The sequence below is a fragment of the Priestia sp. RMT2NF4 genome (genome assembly GCF_047872835.1).
Classification (GTDB): domain Bacteria; phylum Bacillota; class Bacilli; order Bacillales; family Bacillaceae_H; genus Priestia; species Priestia zanthoxyli.
On sequence record NZ_JBLQZO010000003.1, the window covers coordinates 638,905 to 655,993 of the forward strand.

General features: G+C 39.9%; 16 protein-coding genes and 2 riboswitches. Of the genes, 10 read left to right on the forward strand and 6 right to left on the reverse strand.

The genetic code is table 11. The features are described from left to right. Positions 1-2 precede the first annotated feature (2 nt). Complete coding sequence (locus tag ACMX9J_RS16680; protein WP_014461091.1) at positions 3-176, forward strand: hypothetical protein; 174 nt, start codon at positions 3-5, stop codon at positions 174-176. A gap of 27 nt (positions 177-203) precedes the next feature. Here ACMX9J_RS16680 and ACMX9J_RS16685 read toward each other — a convergent pair whose 3' ends face one another. Beyond that, entirely contained in the window at positions 204-1,973 is a 1,770-nt protein-coding gene (locus tag ACMX9J_RS16685) for a B12-binding domain-containing radical SAM protein (RefSeq protein ID WP_176344399.1), read from the reverse strand. A 193-nt stretch (positions 1,974-2,166) separates the two neighbouring features. On the opposite strand from ACMX9J_RS16685, the gene ACMX9J_RS16690 reads away from it, so the two are divergent. The 8 genes from ACMX9J_RS16690 (at position 2,167) to ACMX9J_RS16725 (ending at position 11,526) form a co-directional block, all read left to right on the forward strand. Next, complete coding sequence (locus ACMX9J_RS16690; RefSeq protein WP_028414180.1) at positions 2,167-2,886, forward strand: FadR/GntR family transcriptional regulator; 720 nt, start codon at positions 2,167-2,169, stop codon at positions 2,884-2,886. Positions 2,887-3,024: 138 nt separating this feature from the next. Further along, positions 3,025-4,545, forward strand: coding sequence for a nicotinate phosphoribosyltransferase (locus tag ACMX9J_RS16695; RefSeq protein WP_416226034.1), 1,521 nt, complete (start codon positions 3,025-3,027; stop codon positions 4,543-4,545). A 35-nt stretch (positions 4,546-4,580) separates the two neighbouring features. Continuing rightward, complete coding sequence (gene nadE, locus ACMX9J_RS16700; protein ID WP_028414178.1) at positions 4,581-5,411, forward strand: ammonia-dependent NAD(+) synthetase; 831 nt, start codon at positions 4,581-4,583, stop codon at positions 5,409-5,411. A gap of 282 nt (positions 5,412-5,693) precedes the next feature. Continuing rightward, the gene (locus ACMX9J_RS16705) at positions 5,694-6,413 is read left to right on the forward strand and encodes a (Fe-S)-binding protein (RefSeq protein ID WP_028414177.1); all 720 of its coding nucleotides are present in this window, start codon (positions 5,694-5,696) and stop codon (positions 6,411-6,413) included. A 17-nt stretch (positions 6,414-6,430) separates the two neighbouring features. Beyond that, positions 6,431-7,870 (forward strand): LutB/LldF family L-lactate oxidation iron-sulfur protein, encoded by a 1,440-nt coding sequence (locus ACMX9J_RS16710; protein WP_028414176.1) that lies wholly within the window; start codon positions 6,431-6,433, stop codon positions 7,868-7,870. Further along, entirely contained in the window at positions 7,848-8,561 is a 714-nt protein-coding gene (locus ACMX9J_RS16715; protein ID WP_028414175.1) for a LutC/YkgG family protein, read from the forward strand. The genes ACMX9J_RS16710 and ACMX9J_RS16715 overlap by 23 nt, the downstream gene beginning before the upstream one ends. 261 nt (positions 8,562-8,822) lie before the next feature. Continuing rightward, positions 8,823-11,003: a PAS domain S-box protein gene (locus ACMX9J_RS16720; protein ID WP_028414174.1), complete on the forward strand. Its 2,181-nt coding sequence runs from the start codon at positions 8,823-8,825 to the stop codon at positions 11,001-11,003. Positions 11,004-11,022: 19 nt separating this feature from the next. Continuing rightward, positions 11,023-11,526 carry a methylated-DNA--[protein]-cysteine S-methyltransferase gene (locus ACMX9J_RS16725; protein WP_028414173.1) on the forward strand — a complete coding sequence of 168 codons (504 nt, stop codon included), beginning with the start codon at positions 11,023-11,025 and terminating at the stop codon, positions 11,524-11,526. Here the strand turns inward: ACMX9J_RS16725 and ACMX9J_RS16730 are convergent, their stop codons facing one another. The 5 genes from ACMX9J_RS16730 to ACMX9J_RS16750 all read right to left on the reverse strand — a co-directional run bounded on the left by ACMX9J_RS16730 (position 11,527) and on the right by ACMX9J_RS16750 (position 15,558). Further along, the gene (locus ACMX9J_RS16730; protein WP_014461081.1) at positions 11,527-11,691 is read right to left on the reverse strand and encodes a hypothetical protein; all 165 of its coding nucleotides are present in this window, start codon (positions 11,689-11,691) and stop codon (positions 11,527-11,529) included. A 74-nt stretch (positions 11,692-11,765) separates the two neighbouring features. After that, on the reverse strand, positions 11,766-12,002 hold the full coding sequence (locus tag ACMX9J_RS16735) for a hypothetical protein (protein WP_416226035.1): 237 nt from the start codon (positions 12,000-12,002) through the stop codon (positions 11,766-11,768). Between the two features lie 128 nt (positions 12,003-12,130). Beyond that, positions 12,131-13,189: an S-methyl-5-thioribose-1-phosphate isomerase gene (mtnA, locus tag ACMX9J_RS16740; protein ID WP_028414172.1), complete on the reverse strand. Its 1,059-nt coding sequence runs from the start codon at positions 13,187-13,189 to the stop codon at positions 12,131-12,133. A gap of 35 nt (positions 13,190-13,224) precedes the next feature. Beyond that, positions 13,225-14,397 (reverse strand): S-methyl-5-thioribose kinase, encoded by a 1,173-nt coding sequence (gene mtnK, locus ACMX9J_RS16745; protein ID WP_028414171.1) that lies wholly within the window; start codon positions 14,395-14,397, stop codon positions 13,225-13,227. 135 nt (positions 14,398-14,532) lie between these two features. Then, a riboswitch (SAM riboswitch) is annotated at positions 14,533-14,684 on the reverse strand. Positions 14,685-14,775: 91 nt separating this feature from the next. Beyond that, positions 14,776-15,558 (reverse strand): carbon-nitrogen family hydrolase, encoded by a 783-nt coding sequence (locus ACMX9J_RS16750; RefSeq protein ID WP_034263980.1) that lies wholly within the window; start codon positions 15,556-15,558, stop codon positions 14,776-14,778. Between the two features lie 112 nt (positions 15,559-15,670). On the opposite strand from ACMX9J_RS16750, the gene ACMX9J_RS16755 reads away from it, so the two are divergent. Then, positions 15,671-16,843: a pyridoxal phosphate-dependent aminotransferase gene (locus ACMX9J_RS16755; protein ID WP_034263982.1), complete on the forward strand. Its 1,173-nt coding sequence runs from the start codon at positions 15,671-15,673 to the stop codon at positions 16,841-16,843. A 130-nt stretch (positions 16,844-16,973) separates the two neighbouring features. Continuing rightward, a riboswitch (SAM riboswitch) is annotated at positions 16,974-17,080 on the forward strand. The last annotated feature ends 9 nt before the right edge of the window (positions 17,081-17,089 follow it).

Here is a 17,089-nt window from a genome sequence, read left to right on the forward strand (position 1 = left end):
CGATGAGCAAACATAAACAAAATAATAAGCACATCGCGAGCACCGAAGCAAAACAAAAACAATTACTGCAAGAAGAGTTTGGAACGGAAATGGGCGATCCGAACGCAGCTAAAATATATGAATCCCTTGGAAAGACAAAGTCTGATAAAGAGCATGAAAAGAAAAAAGAATGCTAAAGAAAAAAACCTCGGATATCCGAGGTTTTAGCTTACAACTGGAAGACCAAATGCTTCTACAGGTGCTGAATAAAGTTTTGTATCATTTGCTTTTTGATCATAATAAGCAAGAAGAACAGATGGTTGTTCATTGATTTGTCCTGTTTGTTTATAATACATATAATCAAATGGAAGAATCTCTAAAACAGTGTGCTTGTATAATTCTTTTTCAGCAAGCTGTTCAGCTTCAAAAGCCTGTCCCATGATAGAAGGATTAGCAAGCATTTGCTGATAGTAATGAGAACGGACTTGTTTTTCTACTTTATCGTCCCACCAAGGCTTACGAGGCTTATGCTTTTGGTTTTGTAAATAATCAATTTTCATAAACCCTTCAATTACTTCTTCATTTGAAAAACTTTCTGTTTGAATATACTGTTTAAGGCGTCTGAATAAATCTTCAAGCTGATGACCGATTCGAACCCAGCCCATTTCATCCCAATACGTCCCAAAGTTTTGGAAAAAATCAAAAGGCGTATCATAGCAGTATTCTACTAAAAACTCGATCGTTTCATCCATTCGGTGGTCATTCCAAAACTTTTCTAAAATATCTTCTACATGCTTGATGCGTACGACATCTGAAAATGGCAAGACGTTATTGCTTAAAATTTCATAAGGCGACTGATCCATGTATTGATAATTATAGCGAGGCGCACTTAAACGTAAGCCAGTGCCGCGAAGCATTTTTAAAAACCCTAGCTGAAGCTCTTCAGGACGAAGTGCAAATACATCATTAAACGTATTTTTAAATGAGTTGTAATCTTCGTCTGGCAGTCCGGCGATTAAATCTAAATGCTGGTCGATCTTTCCGCCTTCTTTTACCATTGTTACGGTACGCGTTAATTTTTTGAAGTTTTGTTTGCGTTTGACTAGCTCATTAACGGCATCATTTGTAGATTGAACGCCAATTTCAAAGCGGAATAATCCTTTTGGCGCGTTATCGTTTAAGAACTGAATAACTTCTGGGCGCATAATATCGGCAGTAATTTCAAACTGAAATACGGTACCTTCACGATGTTCATCAATTAAAAATTGGAACATTTCCATGGCGTAGCTGCGGCTGATGTTGAACGTGCGGTCTACGAACTTAATTGTGCGCGCTCCGTTATCCATCAAATAGCGAATATCTTCTTTTACTTTTTCTCGGTCGAAATAACGAACGCCTACTTCAATAGAAGAGAGACAGAACTGACAGCTAAACGGACAGCCGCGGCTTGTTTCAATATACACAACGCGTTTTGAAAGTTCTTGGCGGTCTTCTTCAAAACGGAAAGGAGAAGGCATTTCGCGCAAATCAATTTTATTGCGCTGTGGGTTAACAACTGGTTTTCCTTCTTTTCGGAAAGCCACGCCGCTTACGTTTTCAAACTGACGCTCGCCGTGAAGTTCATCTAACAGCTGCTTGAATGTTTCTTCACCTTCACCAATAGCGATAAAGTCAGCTTCAGGAATACGCTCTAACCAGTGAGTTACATCATAGGTTACTTCTGGTCCACCGAATATAATGATGAGCTCAGGATTGATCTTTTTAAGCATTTGTGCGACTTTAATCGTTTCTTCAATATTCCAAATGTAACAGCTGAAACCAATAATATCTGGGTTGCGTTTATATAAATCCGTGACAATGTTCATAGCAGGATCTTTAATCGTATATTCGGCCATATCCACTTTATAGTCAGGCTCGGCATAGGCTTTTAAACATCGAAGGGCTAAAGAAGTATGAATATACTTCGCATTCAATGTACTGACAACAATGTTCATTCAAAAAGCTCCTTTTAACTCGTAATATGAAATCAATTTACTATTTTAGCACATTTGAGAAATAAAGTATAAATACCTTTGCACTTTTGTTGTGGCGGGGAAAAGATTTCGGTAAAATGTAACAGAAACGTAAAAGAAGAAAGAGTCTCGGTTAATGTGAACCTTGGTGAACGAAAAAAATGAGGTGGAAAACGTGGAATATAAGCGAATTAAGCCAAAAAAAATATACGAAGAAGTAGCCGAAACGCTTCTTGAGAATATAAAAGAAGGCAGCTTGAAACCTGGAGACCGTTTGGATTCAGTGCAGCAGCTGGCGGAAAACTTTCAGGTAGGACGCTCAGCTATTCGTGAAGCTCTTAGCGCTTTGCGGGCGATGGGGCTTCTGGAGATGAAGCAAGGAGAAGGCACATTTGTACGCGAATTTAACTCAGATATGCTGTCTTTGCCTGTAACTAGCGCTGTATTAATGAATAAAAACGATATTGAGCATTTGCTTGAAGTGAGAAAAGTATTAGAAATTGGAGCTGTTCGAGCGGCAGCTCAAAAGAGAACGGATGCGGACCTTAAACAGCTGTCTAATAGTCTGGAACAAATGAAAGGAGCGTTTGGCAATGAAGAACTGGGAGAGAAAGCAGATTTTGCTTTTCATTTAGCCATTGCCAAAGCCTCACAAAACCCTCTTTTAGTGAAGCTTATGAATAACGTATCAGAAATGATGATTGAAACGATGAAAGAGACAAGACGCATCTGGCTTTATGCAGAAGAGAAAACGGCTGAACGGATTTATAAAGAGCATCAGCAAATTTATGAAGCTATTCTTTCTCAGCATGCAGAAGATGCTCAGCATTTTATGATGAGTCACCTTGATAATGTTGAACATGTACTAATGAAATACATACCGGAAGAAAAATAACGCCATTTCAGGCAGAAAAGTGCGCTCTAAACAACAGAAAAACTAAAATTCAAGCACCTTCCGATAATTTATGCTTGCTCTATTGTGAAAAGATTTACATAATAGAAACTAGGATTGTCAAATGGAGGGTTACAAAGTATGAAAAAGCAATATAGAGATGATAGTCTAGCTTTGCATACAGATCTATACGAGCTGAATATGGCGCATACGTATTTTAAAGACCAGATTCATAAACGTCGTTCTGTATTTGAAGCTTACTTTCGTCGGATGCCGTTTGAAAGCGGTTATGCGGTGTTTGCCGGGCTAGAAAGAGTAATTGATTTTATTGCTAATTTCAGATTTAGCGAAACGGACTTAGATTATTTATATGAAGAATTACATTATGAAGCGGAGTTTATCGACTATCTAAAACAGGTTCGATTTAGCGGTAATATTCGTTCGGTCGTAGAAGGCGAAATGATTTTTGCTAATGAACCGATGCTGCAAATTGACGCTCCTTTAGCAGAAGCGCAGCTTATTGAAACGCCGCTTTTAAATATTTTAAATTTCCATCCGCTGATTGCCACAAAAGCATCGCGTATTCGCTTAGCCGCGGGAGAAGATAATTTATATGAACATACGGGTACAAATCAGCTTATGGAATTTGGTTCAAGAAGAGCACATGAGCTGGATGCTGCTTTTTACGGGGCAAGAGCTGCTTATATTGGAGGCTTTGACGCAACCAGTAATGTAAGAGCGGGAAAAGTGTTTGGGATTCCTGTGTCCGGCACTCACGCCCACGCGCTTGTTCAAGTCTATCGTGATGAATATAGTGCGTTTAAAAAATATGCCGAATCACACCGTAACTGTATCTTTTTAGTAGATACATATAATACGTTAAAATCAGGTATTCCAAATGCTATTAAAGTAGCAAAAGAAATGGGAGAACGAATTAATTTTATCGGTATTCGATTAGACAGCGGAAGACTTCCATATCTTTCTCAAGAGGCAAGAAAAATGCTTGATGAAGCGGGCTATCATGATGTGAAAATTTTCGCTTCGAATGACCTTGATGAGTACAGCATTCTAGATTTGAAAGCGCAAGGTGCCAAAATTGATGGATGGGGAGTTGGAACAAAGCTCATGACGTCCTTTGATCAGCCGGCGCTAGGAGCGGTGTACAAGCTGGTTTCGATTGAAGATGATCATGGAAACATGGTGGATACGATTAAGCTGTCAGAAAACCCGGAGAAAATTTCAACTCCTGGTCTAAAAGAAGTATATCGAATTGTAAATCAAGTGAATCACAAATGGGAAGGCGATTATATTACGATGCAAGACGAAGTGCCGAATGAAGAGGAGCATTTAAAAATGTTTCATCCTATTCATACGCACGTCAGCAAGTTTGTCACGAACTTTAACGCACGTAAAATTCACCAGCCAATCTTTGCACAGGGAAAGCTTGTGTATGAGCAGCCTACCATTGAAGAAATGAGAGCCTACTGCTTACAAAACTTAAAGCATCTATGGGATGACTACAAAGTTATTACAAAATCGAACGAAGATGTATTTCGTCCTACAGAGTATCCAGTAGACTTAAGTACAAACTGCTGGGATAACAAAATGCAAAATATCGAAGAGACTAGAAGCAAGTTACTATCTGATACCGTACTTGTGTAGACTCCGTCAGCTAGTAATGAGAGGAGAGTTTTTTTATGAAAGAGCTACAAAAGCAAATTATTGAAGAAATGCATGTGCAAAAAGAAATTAATCCCGCGGAAGAAATTCGCCGCAGCGTTGATTTTCTGAAATCCTACATGAACAAATATCCTTTTTTACGTTCGTTTGTACTAGGTATTTCCGGCGGCCAAGATTCTACGTTAACGGGAAAGCTGGCGCAGCTAGCGGTTAATGAGTTGAATGAAGAAGCCGAAGAAGAGCGCTATCAGTTTATTGCTGTTCGTCTTCCATACGGTGTGCAGGCAGATGAAGCAGACTGTCAAGATGCACTTGCTTTTATTCAACCAACAAAATCTATTTCTATTAATGTAAAACCAGCAGTAGATGCGATGCTTTCTGCTGTTGAAGAAGCGGCAGATGATAAAGTTTCCGACTTCAACAAAGGAAATGTAAAAGCACGTGAACGAATGATTGCGCAATATACGGTAGCAGGCATGTACAGTGGAGTCGTACTTGGAACGGATCACTCCGCTGAAGCTGTTACAGGATTTTATACAAAATTTGGTGACGGAGGAGCTGACTTAGTGCCTATCTTCCGTCTAAACAAGCGACAAGGGAAACAAATGCTAAAAGAATTAGGCTGTCCCGAGCATCTATATATGAAAAAACCAACGGCTGATTTGGAAGAAGATCGTCCACAGCTTCCGGATGAAGAAGCGCTTGGCGTAACGTATGAGCAAATCGACGATTATTTAGAAGGCAAAGATGTAGGTGAACATGCAAGTAACGTCATTGAAGGTCACTTCTTAAAAACGCAGCATAAACGCCAATTGCCAATCACAGTGTTTGATGATTTTTGGAAATAAATAAGTAAGAAGCTGAGACAAACGTAGTTTAGTTGAAGGAAGATCCGAACGGTTTTGATTCTTGATGGAGAATCAAATTCGTTCGGATTTTTTTAATAATAGGGCAAACGTAGGTTTCACGTGTCTCAATTTCTTATTATTTTGTGGGAAAAATATCAAACAAAGAAATGTATTTTTGAAAAACTAGTGAAATTAGAAAAACATAGGAGTATAATAGCATTAAGTCATCTGATGACCTGTTAACTAAAAGAAGTAAAATGATCAGCTTGGAGGGAGCAAATGATGAAAGTATCTTTATTTGCCACATGTTTGATTGATATGTTTCAAACAAATGTAGGAAAAGCGACGGTAGAATTGTTAGAACGATTAGGATGCGAAGTGGATTTTCCAAAGAGTCAAGTATGCTGCGGGCAGCCTGCGTATAACAGCGGTTACGTAAAAGAATCAAAAGAAGCAATGAAAAACATGATAAAAGCGTTTGAGCATGCAGAGTACGTTGTATCTCCATCAGGCTCGTGTGTGACAATGTTTAAAGAGTATCCCCATCTTTTTAAAGGTGATGCTGCATGGCATGAGTCTGCCGTGAAGCTTGCTGATAAAACGTATGAGCTAACGGATTTTATTGTAAACGTTTTAAAAGTAGAAGACGTGGGAGCCAGCTTAAATGGGAAAGCCACTTATCATTCTTCCTGTCATATGACGCGTTTGCTAAACGTAAAAAAAGAACCTTTTACACTATTAAACAATGTAAAGGGTCTTGAAATGGAGAATCTTGAAAACAGTCATAACTGCTGCGGATTTGGCGGGACGTTTTCGGTTAAGATGGGGCAAATCTCTGAACAAATGGTCGATGAAAAAGTGGGCTGTATAGCTAAAACAAACGCGGAGTACTTAATTGGAGCTGACTGCGGCTGTCTTATGAATATTGGAGGAAGAATTGAACGAAAAGGACAGCCTGTAAAAGTGATGCATATCGCTGAAGTGTTAAATAGCAGAATGTAAAGAAAGGAGAATACCGAATGTCTATGAAAATAGGAAACGATCAGTTTAAAAAACGCGTCGATGACGGAGTCAATAATGCGTTTATGCGCTTTGCGGTTTCAGGTGCTCAAGAGCGCTTAAGAAGCCGTAGATTAGATGCGGCGGAAGAATTAGGGAACTGGGAAGAATGGAGAGCGCTTGGCGAAGAAATTCGTCAGCATACGCTTGAAAATTTAGATTACTATTTAGAGCAGCTCACGGATAATGTAGCTAAACGCGGAGGCCACGTTTTTTTCGCTCAAACAGCTGAAGAAGCGAATGAGTACATAAAAAATGTAGCGAGGCAAAAGCAGGCAAAGAAAGTCGTTAAATCCAAGTCAATGGTTACAGAAGAAATTCATATGAACGCTGCTTTAGAAGAACTGGGCTGTGAAGTTATTGAAACGGATTTAGGAGAATATATCCTGCAAGTAGATGATCACGATCCGCCTTCTCATATCGTAGCTCCTGCACTTCATAAAAATAAAGAACAAATTAGAGATGTATTTCAAGAAAAGCTTTCTTATAAAAAAACGGAAAAACCTGAAGAACTAGCTCTTCACGCCCGGGAAATGCTGCGAAAAGAATTTTTATCAGCTGATATTGGCATCACGGGATGTAATTTTGCGATTGCAGAATCTGGGTCTATTTCACTTGTAACCAATGAAGGAAATGCAAGGTTAACAACTGCCCTTCCTAAAACGCAAATTACGGTTATGGGAATGGAACGAATTGTGCCAACGTTTGAAGAGTTTGAAGTGTTGGTAAGCCTTTTAACTAGAAGTGCAGTAGGTCAGCGGCTTACAAGTTACGTAACAGCGCTTACAGGGCCTAGACTTCCAGGGGAAGTAGACGGACCGGAAGAATTTCACCTAGTGATTGTGGATAACGGACGATCTGCGATTTTAGGAACTGAGTTTCAATCTGTTTTACAGTGTATTCGCTGTGCGGCATGTGTGAATGTATGTCCCGTGTATCGCCATATTGGAGGGCATTCATATGGATCTATTTATTCAGGTCCGATTGGAGCTGTATTATCTCCTTTGCTTGGAGGCTATGAAGACTACAAAGAGCTTCCATATGCCTCAACGCTATGCGCAGCCTGTACGGATGCCTGTCCGGTCAAAATTCCGCTGCATGAGCTATTGCACAAGCATCGTCAGCGAATTGTCGAGAAAGAAGGAAAAGCACCTATTTCGGAAAAGCTGGCGATGAAAGCATTTGGCTTGGGAGCAGCTTCTTCTTCTCTATATACAGTGGGCGCTAAAGTAGCACCGGCAGCTCTTACTCCTTTTATGTCAGGAAGCAGTATTTCCAAAGGACCTGGTCCATTAAAAGCGTGGACGGAAAGCAGAGAGTTTCCGGCGCCTACAAAAGAGCGCTTACGAGATTGGTTTGATAAAAGGAGTGATGATGATGAACGGAAGCATTCAAAATAGAGACAGTTTTTTAGATAATATTGCAGCTAATCTTAAGCGAAGCAGGCGAACAAGCGGCGTAGTAAAGCCCCAATGGAAGCATGCTCCTCAGCATGAGGTCTACCGCAGCTATTCGCCAGATCAATTAAAGAAAGAGCTTGAAAACCATTGCGAACGTATTCATACTCGCTATGTAGAAACATCATCACAACACTTGCCAGCTGTCCTTGAGGAAGCCGTAGCGAACTATGGAAATGGTCTTGTGAGCACGTGGGATGATCCTAGGTTTTCCGAATATGGATTGAATCTGCTGATGGAGAAATGGGAAACAAGCAGTAGCCTTCACGTATGGAATTCTGCAAAAGGCGATGAGAATATTAAACTAGCTGAACAAGCAAATGTAGGCATCACATTCAGTGATTTGACGCTAGCGGAATCCGGCACGGTTGTTTTGTTCAGCAGCGCTGCAAAAGGACGATCGGTCAGTTTGCTGCCGGCCACTTATATTGCGATCATTCCTCAAAGCTCCATTGTCCCTCGCATGACACAAGCTGCTGAAATGATTCATGAAAAAGTAGAGCGAGGAGAAACGATTGCTTCTTGCATTAACTTTATTACGGGACCGAGCAATTCAGCTGATATTGAAATGAATCTAGTCGTTGGCGTGCATGGACCTATTCAAGCCACTTATATTGTAGTGAATGATCGATAGAGGCTGGGGAAAACGTATTTTAGCCGAAGTGAAAAACGAACCGTGAATCAAACATGTTGATTCACGGTTCGTTTTCTTTGTTATGTTGAGCATAGGTTTCATTTTGTTATGTCCCAGCCTCTTTTATTCATGCTCCTTTTTTAAATAACGGGAGAATGTGAAGAAATGTCGCATTTTGAATAAACGTGACTAATTTTAAAAAGGTAAAAAGCAAATCTTGTAGAATACTAAGTCTATAGATAAAAGGTGGGGAAATGGGAAGTGCAAAAGAAAGGAGCAATGAGCATGTCACCACACAGAGAATTAACATCTGAAGCTGCGCAAAAGCAGCAAGGTGAATTAGAGCAGCTACGAGCTATTTTTAATGACGTATTAGATGCCATTGTCGTATTTGATGAGTATTTTCAAGTTATAAATGCAAACGAATCAGCCTGCGGGCTGTTTGAAAAAACAAAGGATGAGCTATTAACGTATCAAATGAAAGATTTTCTCATGTATTTTCCGTATGACATGATTGAAGCGTACTATCCAGCGCTTTTAGAAGAAAGCTATTTCAAATATGAAGGCGCGATGACGCTTCAAAGCGGCATGATGAAACATGTTGAATTTACTTCACACAAACATAGTCACATGTCGGGCATTATTGTGTGTACATTTCGAGATATTACGCAGCACAAGATGATGGAAAACGAACGGTTTATTAGTCATCATATGTTTATGGATGTATTTAATGAAGCGGTAGATGGAATTGTTATTTTTGATCGAACTGGTCAGCTTATCGACGCGAACCCTTCATTTTGCGAGCGATTAAATTATACAAGAGCACAGCTTTTAACTAAAACGTTAGAAGAGCTTGTAGAACCTACTTATCATTATAAAGTGAAAAAATTATGGAGAACTCTGCATCAAGAAGGAAAGACAAGCGGCGAGCTGCCGATTAAGCTCGAAAATGGAGACGTTACTTTTTTTGAATTTACCACAACGGCTAATATATACAGTCAATACTATATGTCCATTATGAGAGACGTGACGGAAAAACGGCTGATGGAGCAGCAGCTGTTGAGAAGCGAAAAAAATTTCAGGGCTATTTTTGAAAATGCGATTGAAGCCATTTTGATTTGGAAAGACGATGGGGAAATCTTAAACGCTAATCTTGCTTCGTCCCGTACATTCGAGCTGCCGTTGAACAAATTGATTGGAAGTAATTTGTATACGTTTATCGATAAGCAAAGCTTTAGTGCATTAAAAATGCTGCAAACATTTCAAAAAGAAGGAGAAATTCGCAATCAGCTTCCTTTTTACATGCCAAATGGAGAAATCAAACAGTTGGAATTCACAGGGAAAAAAGGCATTATAGAAGGAGACCATTTAACCATTTTTCGAAACATTAGTGAACGTACAAAAATCGAACAAGAGCTTCGGAATAACGAAGAGAAATTCAGACAGATTTTTAATGGTTCGATCGATGGGTTAGTTTTATGGGACGGCAAGCGAAATATTATTGATGTGAATTCTTCTCTTTGTGATATTCTCGAACTCAGCAAAGAGGAGATTTGTGCGCATTCCATGGAGGATTTTATTTCTTCAGCGAATTTAGATGCGGTCATTGAGCATAAAGAAACAATTGAGCAAAAAGGGGAAGCTGAAGGAGAGATTACGTACGTTACGGGGAACGAAAAAGTTAAAAATATCGAATTCTCTACGAAAAAAGATATCTTGCCAGGTCTATATATGACGCTTTTAAGAGACGTAACGGAACGAAATCAAATGCAGGAGCAGATTCGGAAATCGGATACGCTTCAAGTAGTCGGACAGTTAGCAGCTGGGATTGCGCATGAAATCCGCAATCCGATGACGGCTTTAAAAGGGTTTGTTCAGCTGCTAGAAAGCAGCATTCAAGAAGATCACTCTCTTTATTTTGATATTATTAAATCCGAATTAAAAAGAATCGAAACCATTATTACAGAGTTTCTAGTACTCGCTAAGCCACAGGCCGTAAAGTTCGAAAAGAAAAATCTAGCTGCGGTTGTTAAAGAAACGATTGATTTATTAAATGCTCAAGCGCTTTTAGAAAATATTCAGTTTGAACTAAGTGTGTCCCCTCAGCTGCCAATGGTATACTGCGAGCCGAACCAAATTAAACAAGTACTAATAAATGTAATTAAAAACGCAATTGAAGTCACGTCAAACGGGGGAAGAATTTTTGTTGAAGTCTATTCTACAGAGCCGCACTACGTGACGGTCTCCATTCGAGATCAAGGAGACGGAATGCCCGAAGAGCGCATCAAGCGCTTAGGAGAACCATTTTATACGACAAAAGAAAAAGGAACGGGGCTTGGTTTGATGGTCTCATATAAAATTATCGAAGAACATAAAGGGCGAATTGAAGTGGAAAGCAAAATAAGAGAAGGAACGGCTTTTCGTGTTATTCTTCCAGCCTAAACAGAAAGGATAAGCGAGTATGTACTATGGAGAAATGAACTTATTTTCTGATTTGAAAATTTATATTGTAGCCTCGGAAAAAGGGGTTCAACATATTTGGTTTGATAGCGATGATCACAACGAGCAGCTTAAAAAACTTGTCCATGACGAGAATTATCACCTTGTGAAAGAAGCGAAGCGGCAGCTTCAGGATTATGCTGAAGGGCGCACGCTAACATTTGATGTGCCTTTGGATATAAAAGGAACAGACTTTCAAAAAGAAGTGTGGTTAACGCTTAAAGGTATACCTTATGGACAAACGTGGTCTTATAGTGATGTAGCGGAGTCTGTTAATCGCTCTAAAGCCGTAAGGGCTGTGGGACAAGCGAATCGTCGAAATCCACTGCCTATTATTTTACCTTGTCACCGTGTTATTGGTAAAAATGGAGCTTTAACAGGTTATGCAGGTTCCCAAACTCATATAAAAGAAAAACTATTAATGCTTGAAAGAAATGTAGCAAAAGGCGCTCTGGAGTTAAAATAACTATTCACCGTCTAATTTCCAGCCTTCTCCTTGCACAAACACACCGTCAATTTGCTGAGGAGAAGGGAGGGAATTTAGTTCTTCATCTTTGGATAAATCGAATAGCTGATATTGCTGCTTGCGATTCAACGCTTTGTTTTTATCCGTTTTTTGCTCTGCACTCATTTTTACTCCTCCTTATTCAAAAAGAATCCCCTATAATATATGTAGAAAAAGCAGAGAGTACTGTTACAATTGTGTTACAAATGCAGCCAAAAAGCACTGTTTAATAAAAAAGGTTGAGACATAACAAAATCAATGTCATCTAAAGATGAACAACTCGTATACATGAACTGAACCGCTTGTGACACCGCAGTTGATTTCCGTGCAAGACTTCGCTTTCCGCGGGCGGCCGCTGGGCCTCCTCGTCGCTTGCGCTCCTGCGGGGTCTCACCCCTTCCGTTTTTCCCGCAGGAGTCTTCACCTTGCCCCCCCAATCAACTGCTAGAGGGAACGAAACAGATAAAACGATATTTACCATCACAAAAAAACGAACCACTAATCAACATGTTGATTAGTGGTTCGTTTTGCAGTGGGGCTAAAATACTTTTGTCCCAGCCTCTTGTTATTGAGCAGATTGCAGCAAAACTTTTTGAATGGATTCAAAAGACGGGGAATGGATAACTCCATGCTCTGTAATAATAGCCGTAATCAGTTCGCTTGGCGTCACATCAAAAGCTGGATTGTACACAGAGATTCCGTCTGGAGCAATTTGCGTATCTCCAATGTGCGTTACTTCTTTAGGTGAACGTTCTTCAATAGGGATGCTGCTTCCGTCTTGAATAGATAAATCAAATGTGGACTGCGGCGCTGCTACGTAAAATGGAATACCGAATGCTTTCGCTAAAAGAGCAAGTCCATACGTTCCAATTTTGTTAGCCGTATCGCCATTTGCTGCAATGCGGTCAGCACCTACAATGATCCCATTAATTCCTTTTGTTTTAATGGTATGAGCAGCCATATTATCCGTAATCAGCGTAACGTCTACTCCCGACTGCTGAAGTTCCCATGCTGTTAAGCGAGAACCTTGAAGAACGGGTCTTGTTTCACAAGCAAATACTTCAAGCGGAATATCGCGCTGCTTAGACAAGTGAAAAGGTGCTAATGCTGTTCCATAATAAGCTGTAGCAATTGAACCAGCATTACATATTGTCATGATTTTATCTTTCTTTTTAAATAAAGAAAGGGCATGATCTCCAATTCGGTAGCACGTTTCTTCATCTTCTACTTGAATTTGAATCGCTTCATGAACAACTTTTGTTTTAGCTTCATTAACGGACGAAGCGGATTCAGCGCTTTTCGCTACGCGGTCCAATGCCCAAAATAAATTGACGGCAGTCGGGCGTGAACTAGCTAAATACTGTTGATCTAGAGCTAGCTTTTTGTTGAATTCCTTGACTGAATCCGTGTCATAGCTAAGCGCAGAAAGAGCAAGACCAAAAGCCGCCGTAATGCCAATTGCAGGGGCTCCGCGTACTTTCAAGGTAGTGATAGCATCCCATACGTCTTTAATGGTTTGCAGCTTAATATATTCAACTTTGCCAGGAAGCTGCTGCTGATCTAATAAAGTAATATATGATTCATTCCATTCCACTGAGCGCGGAAGTGATAGTGTATTTGTCATGCTGATACCGATCCTTTCATTGTGTACATTATTCGTTATCGAAGTAAATGTTCAAATTCATTTGGTGAAACGTCTTGTTGGTGCAGAAGTAAATAGCGTCCAATTTTTAACGCAGTACGTTTAGCGTTAATTTTTCTTTCCTCTGAAGAAATTTCGTCTAAGTCCGCCACGTGAGCTAAGCCAATCGTACGTCGAATGATTTCACACCCTGCATATCCAACAGCATCTTGCCACGTTTGCGTTAAAATTTCATGTAACAAGCGCTCATCTTTAGCGAAAGGTTCAGTGTTTTCAGAATGCCAAAGCGCAGTAAAGGTATCTTTAAATACGTTCCATGTGTTCGTAATGTGTGCAAATAACGGTTCGCGATCTGTTTTTCGAGAAAGAGCATTTAAAAATAAATTCGCAACAAATTGGCCTAAATCGAATCCAAACGGACCGTAAAAAGCAAACTCTGGATCAATCACTTTCGTTTCTTGACTGCTAGCAAATATGCTTCCTGTATGTAAATCACCGTGAATTAGCGTTTGGGCATTTGTTAAAAATTTATATTTTAATTTTGCTGCTTGTAGCTTTACATCTCCATCGTTCCACAATTCTTCTACATCAGGACGCAGCGCTTCTTCAAATTCATTTGTATCGATATCAAAAAAAGGATCTGTAAAAACTAAATCTTCCGTAATATTGCATAAGTCCGGATTGCTGTACTTGACGACTTCTTCTTTTTTATCCTGAGGCTTTAAGGCAAAATCCGACGTTTTGAACGCAATATGTCCTAGAAAAGAACCGATATGCTGTGAAAGCAGGGGATAACTTTCTCCTTGAATAAGTCCGGCGCGGGAAATCGTTAAATGAGACAGATCTTCCATGACCGTAACAGCAAGCGTTTCATCGTGGTAATACACAGCTGGTACGAGTTCAGGGGTAAATGCACCGAATTGCTTGAGCGCATTGCTTTCAATCGTGGCACGGTTCAAGGATAGAGGCCAGCTCTCGCCTACAACTTTTGCATAAGGAAGTGCTTGTTTGACGATAATGGATTTATTCGTTTGATCATTTATGATGTGAAAGACGAGATTTAAGTTGCCATCACCGATTTCACGGGCAGTCAGTGCTTCTGTGGCATCAAAGAGACCTAGCTTTTTCACAAGTTTGATTGCTGAAATTTCTGTTAAAGGCTGATACTTCTCTGTTTTTGTTGTTGACATTAGAATCCCTCCATAGTTTATTAAACTGATTTGTTTACTAAGTTAATAGGTTTAAGAATGTATGGAGGCTTTTATAATTTTAGAAAATATAAAAGCCTCTTTCGTTGGAAAGAGGCTTGATTGTAGTGTTCAAACCTCTTATCTGCCAGAAAGAATTACTTTCTGTTGGAATTAGCACCGTGCCTTTGTAAAAACATGTTTTACGGGTGTGATCCATCTTAGGATGGAATGACGGTCGGTTGCTGGGCTTCACAGGGCCAAATCCCTCAGCCAACTCTTGATAAGAGTACGATTACTTATTCAATTTTGATTTGTTTGAAAATTTTATGTTATCTGGTGAAAATCGTATCATGCAAAAAAACGGCTGTCAATACATAATTAATAAAATTCTGTGCGGCGATCTGTAAAGACAGGAATTTGTTTACGAATTTCTTTTACAAGTTCCAGGTTAACGTCGGCACTTAAAAGTTCTTCGCTATCGCCAGCTTCAGCGATTATTTCTCCCCACGGATCGATGACTAAGGAATGTCCGGCAAATATGTTATTAGGATCTTGGCCTACACGATTACACGCGATTACATAGCATTGATTTTCGATTGCGCGGCTAATGAGCAGTGCTTTCCAATGGGCAAGTCTTGGAGCCGGCCACTGAGCAACAACAAATAAGACTTCTGCTCCGCTGCTAGTATGCACGCGAATCCATTCTGGAAAACGAATATCGTAACAAATAACTCCTGCGCATAAAGACTGTTCAAGTGTAAAAAGATTTTTTGCTGTTCCTGCTTCTAGATAGAGGTGCTCATCCATTAATTTAAATAAGTGCAGCTTACTGTATTGTGACACTTCACGACCTTTTCGGTCGAAAATATACATCGTATTTGTGACGCCTTGCTCTGTTTTTTTCGCGATCGAACCTGCCACAATATTTACTTCGTTCGTTTTAGCAAATTGAGAGATTAATTGCTTGGCCTGCTGTCCTTCATCATCGGCAATTTCGTCTAGCCGCGTCAAATCATAAGCTGTATCCCATAGCTCAGGAAGCACAAGGATGTCAGGGTTTTCTTTTAGAGCTTCCGTCATTTTTTGTTGAATATATTTTCGGTTTTTAGTTGGGTTTCCAAACGCAATATCAAGCTGCAAACACGTGATTTTTACACTCACTTTATCATCCGTCCTTTTTTTAGTAGTTGAAAAAAATGACTTTACAAGTTGAGTATTACAATATATTATTTGTGACTAGAATTTCAAGAATTTTTTGAGAAGGTGTGCGATGATGAAACAATTTGAGCAATCGGAACTATTAAAAAGTTTACCAAAACAATTTTTTGCATCACTTGTAGGCAAGGTAGGAAAAGTAATGGCCCAAGGGCACGACGTTATTAACTTAGGGCAGGGAAATCCTGATCAGCCTACTCCTTCACATATTGTAGAAACACTCCAAAAAGCAAGTGCTAATCCTATGCATCATAAATATTCTCCATTTCGGGGGCACCAGTTTTTGAAAGAGGCCGTTGCGACTTTTTATAAACGAGAATATGGCGTTGATGTGGATCCTGAAAAAGAAGTAGCTATTTTGTTTGGCGGGAAGGGTGGACTTGTTGAAATCCCGCAGTGCTTATTAAACCCTGGAGATACGGTGCTGGTTCCGGATCCTGGATATCCTGATTACTGGTCTGGAGTAGAGCTTGCAAAAGCAAAGATGGAAGTGATGCCGCTCACGGCTGAAAATCATTTTCTGCCCGTATACGAAGAGATAGGTGAACGTGCTAAAGAACAGGCAAAGCTCATGTTTTTAAACTATCCGAATAATCCTACCGGTGCAGTGGCAACGGCAGAATTTTTTGAAGACACCGTGGCGTTTGCTGCCAAGCACGATATTTGTGTGGTACACGACTTTGCCTACGGAGCCATTGGATTTGATGGTAAAAAGCCAATCAGCTTTTTACAGACTCCTGGTGCAAAAGAGACGGGAATTGAAATTTATACTCTTTCTAAAACGTATAACATGGCGGGATGGCGAGTTGGATTTGCTGTAGGAAATGAAAGTGTAGTAGAAGCTATTAATCTTCTTCAAGATCATATGTATGTCAGCCTCTTTGGGGCGGTTCAAGAGGCAGCAGCGGCAGCTCTGTTAGAATCTCAACAATGTGTGAATGATTTAGTTAAGCGCTATGAATCTAGACGCAATACCTTTATTCAAGGGCTTCAAGAAATTGGTTGGGACGTTACATCTCCAGCGGGTTCCTTTTTTGCATGGCTAAAAGTTCCTAAAGGATATACTTCTGAACAATTTTCAGATTTACTTCTTGAAAAAGCCCACGTTGTAGTGGCACCTGGAGTAGGCTTCGGAACATATGGTGAAGGCTATGTGCGCGTAGGACTGCTGACGGATGAAGAGCGCATAAGAGAAGCTGTATCTCGAATAAAAAAATTAAATTTATTTTAAAAACGCATTGACAATCCTTTTTGAGTTGGCTTAATATGTAAGAAGTTAACGAGATTAATAACCGATAAATCCTAGCGGTATTTTTTATTTAGTATATAATCTACGAATTCAATTTAAATAAATAGCAACTTTCTTATTAAGAGTAGGTGGAGGGACTAGCCCGATGAAGCCCGGCAACCGACTTAACGCATGTTAAGCACGGTGCTAATTCTTGCAGCAGCAGCTGAGAGATAAGAAGAGCAACGA

Coding starts and splice junctions, on each gene's coding strand:
- ACMX9J_RS16680 (WP_014461091.1), top strand. CDS start 3: ATGAGCAAACATAAACAAAATAATAAGCACATCGCGAGCACCGAAGCA.
- ACMX9J_RS16685 (WP_176344399.1), bottom strand. CDS start 1,973: ATGAACATTGTTGTCAGTACATTGAATGCGAAGTATATTCATACTTCT.
- ACMX9J_RS16695 (WP_416226034.1), top strand. CDS start 3,025: ATGAAAAAGCAATATAGAGATGATAGTCTAGCTTTGCATACAGATCTA.
- nadE (WP_028414178.1), top strand. CDS start 4,581: ATGAAAGAGCTACAAAAGCAAATTATTGAAGAAATGCATGTGCAAAAA.
- ACMX9J_RS16705 (WP_028414177.1), top strand. CDS start 5,694: ATGAAAGTATCTTTATTTGCCACATGTTTGATTGATATGTTTCAAACA.
- ACMX9J_RS16710 (WP_028414176.1), top strand. CDS start 6,431: ATGTCTATGAAAATAGGAAACGATCAGTTTAAAAAACGCGTCGATGAC.
- ACMX9J_RS16715 (WP_028414175.1), top strand. CDS start 7,848: ATGAACGGAAGCATTCAAAATAGAGACAGTTTTTTAGATAATATTGCA.
- ACMX9J_RS16725 (WP_028414173.1), top strand. CDS start 11,023: ATGTACTATGGAGAAATGAACTTATTTTCTGATTTGAAAATTTATATT.
- ACMX9J_RS16730 (WP_014461081.1), bottom strand. CDS start 11,691: ATGAGTGCAGAGCAAAAAACGGATAAAAACAAAGCGTTGAATCGCAAG.
- mtnA (WP_028414172.1), bottom strand. CDS start 13,189: ATGACAAATACACTATCACTTCCGCGCTCAGTGGAATGGAATGAATCA.
- mtnK (WP_028414171.1), bottom strand. CDS start 14,397: ATGTCAACAACAAAAACAGAGAAGTATCAGCCTTTAACAGAAATTTCA.
- ACMX9J_RS16755 (WP_034263982.1), top strand. CDS start 15,671: ATGAAACAATTTGAGCAATCGGAACTATTAAAAAGTTTACCAAAACAA.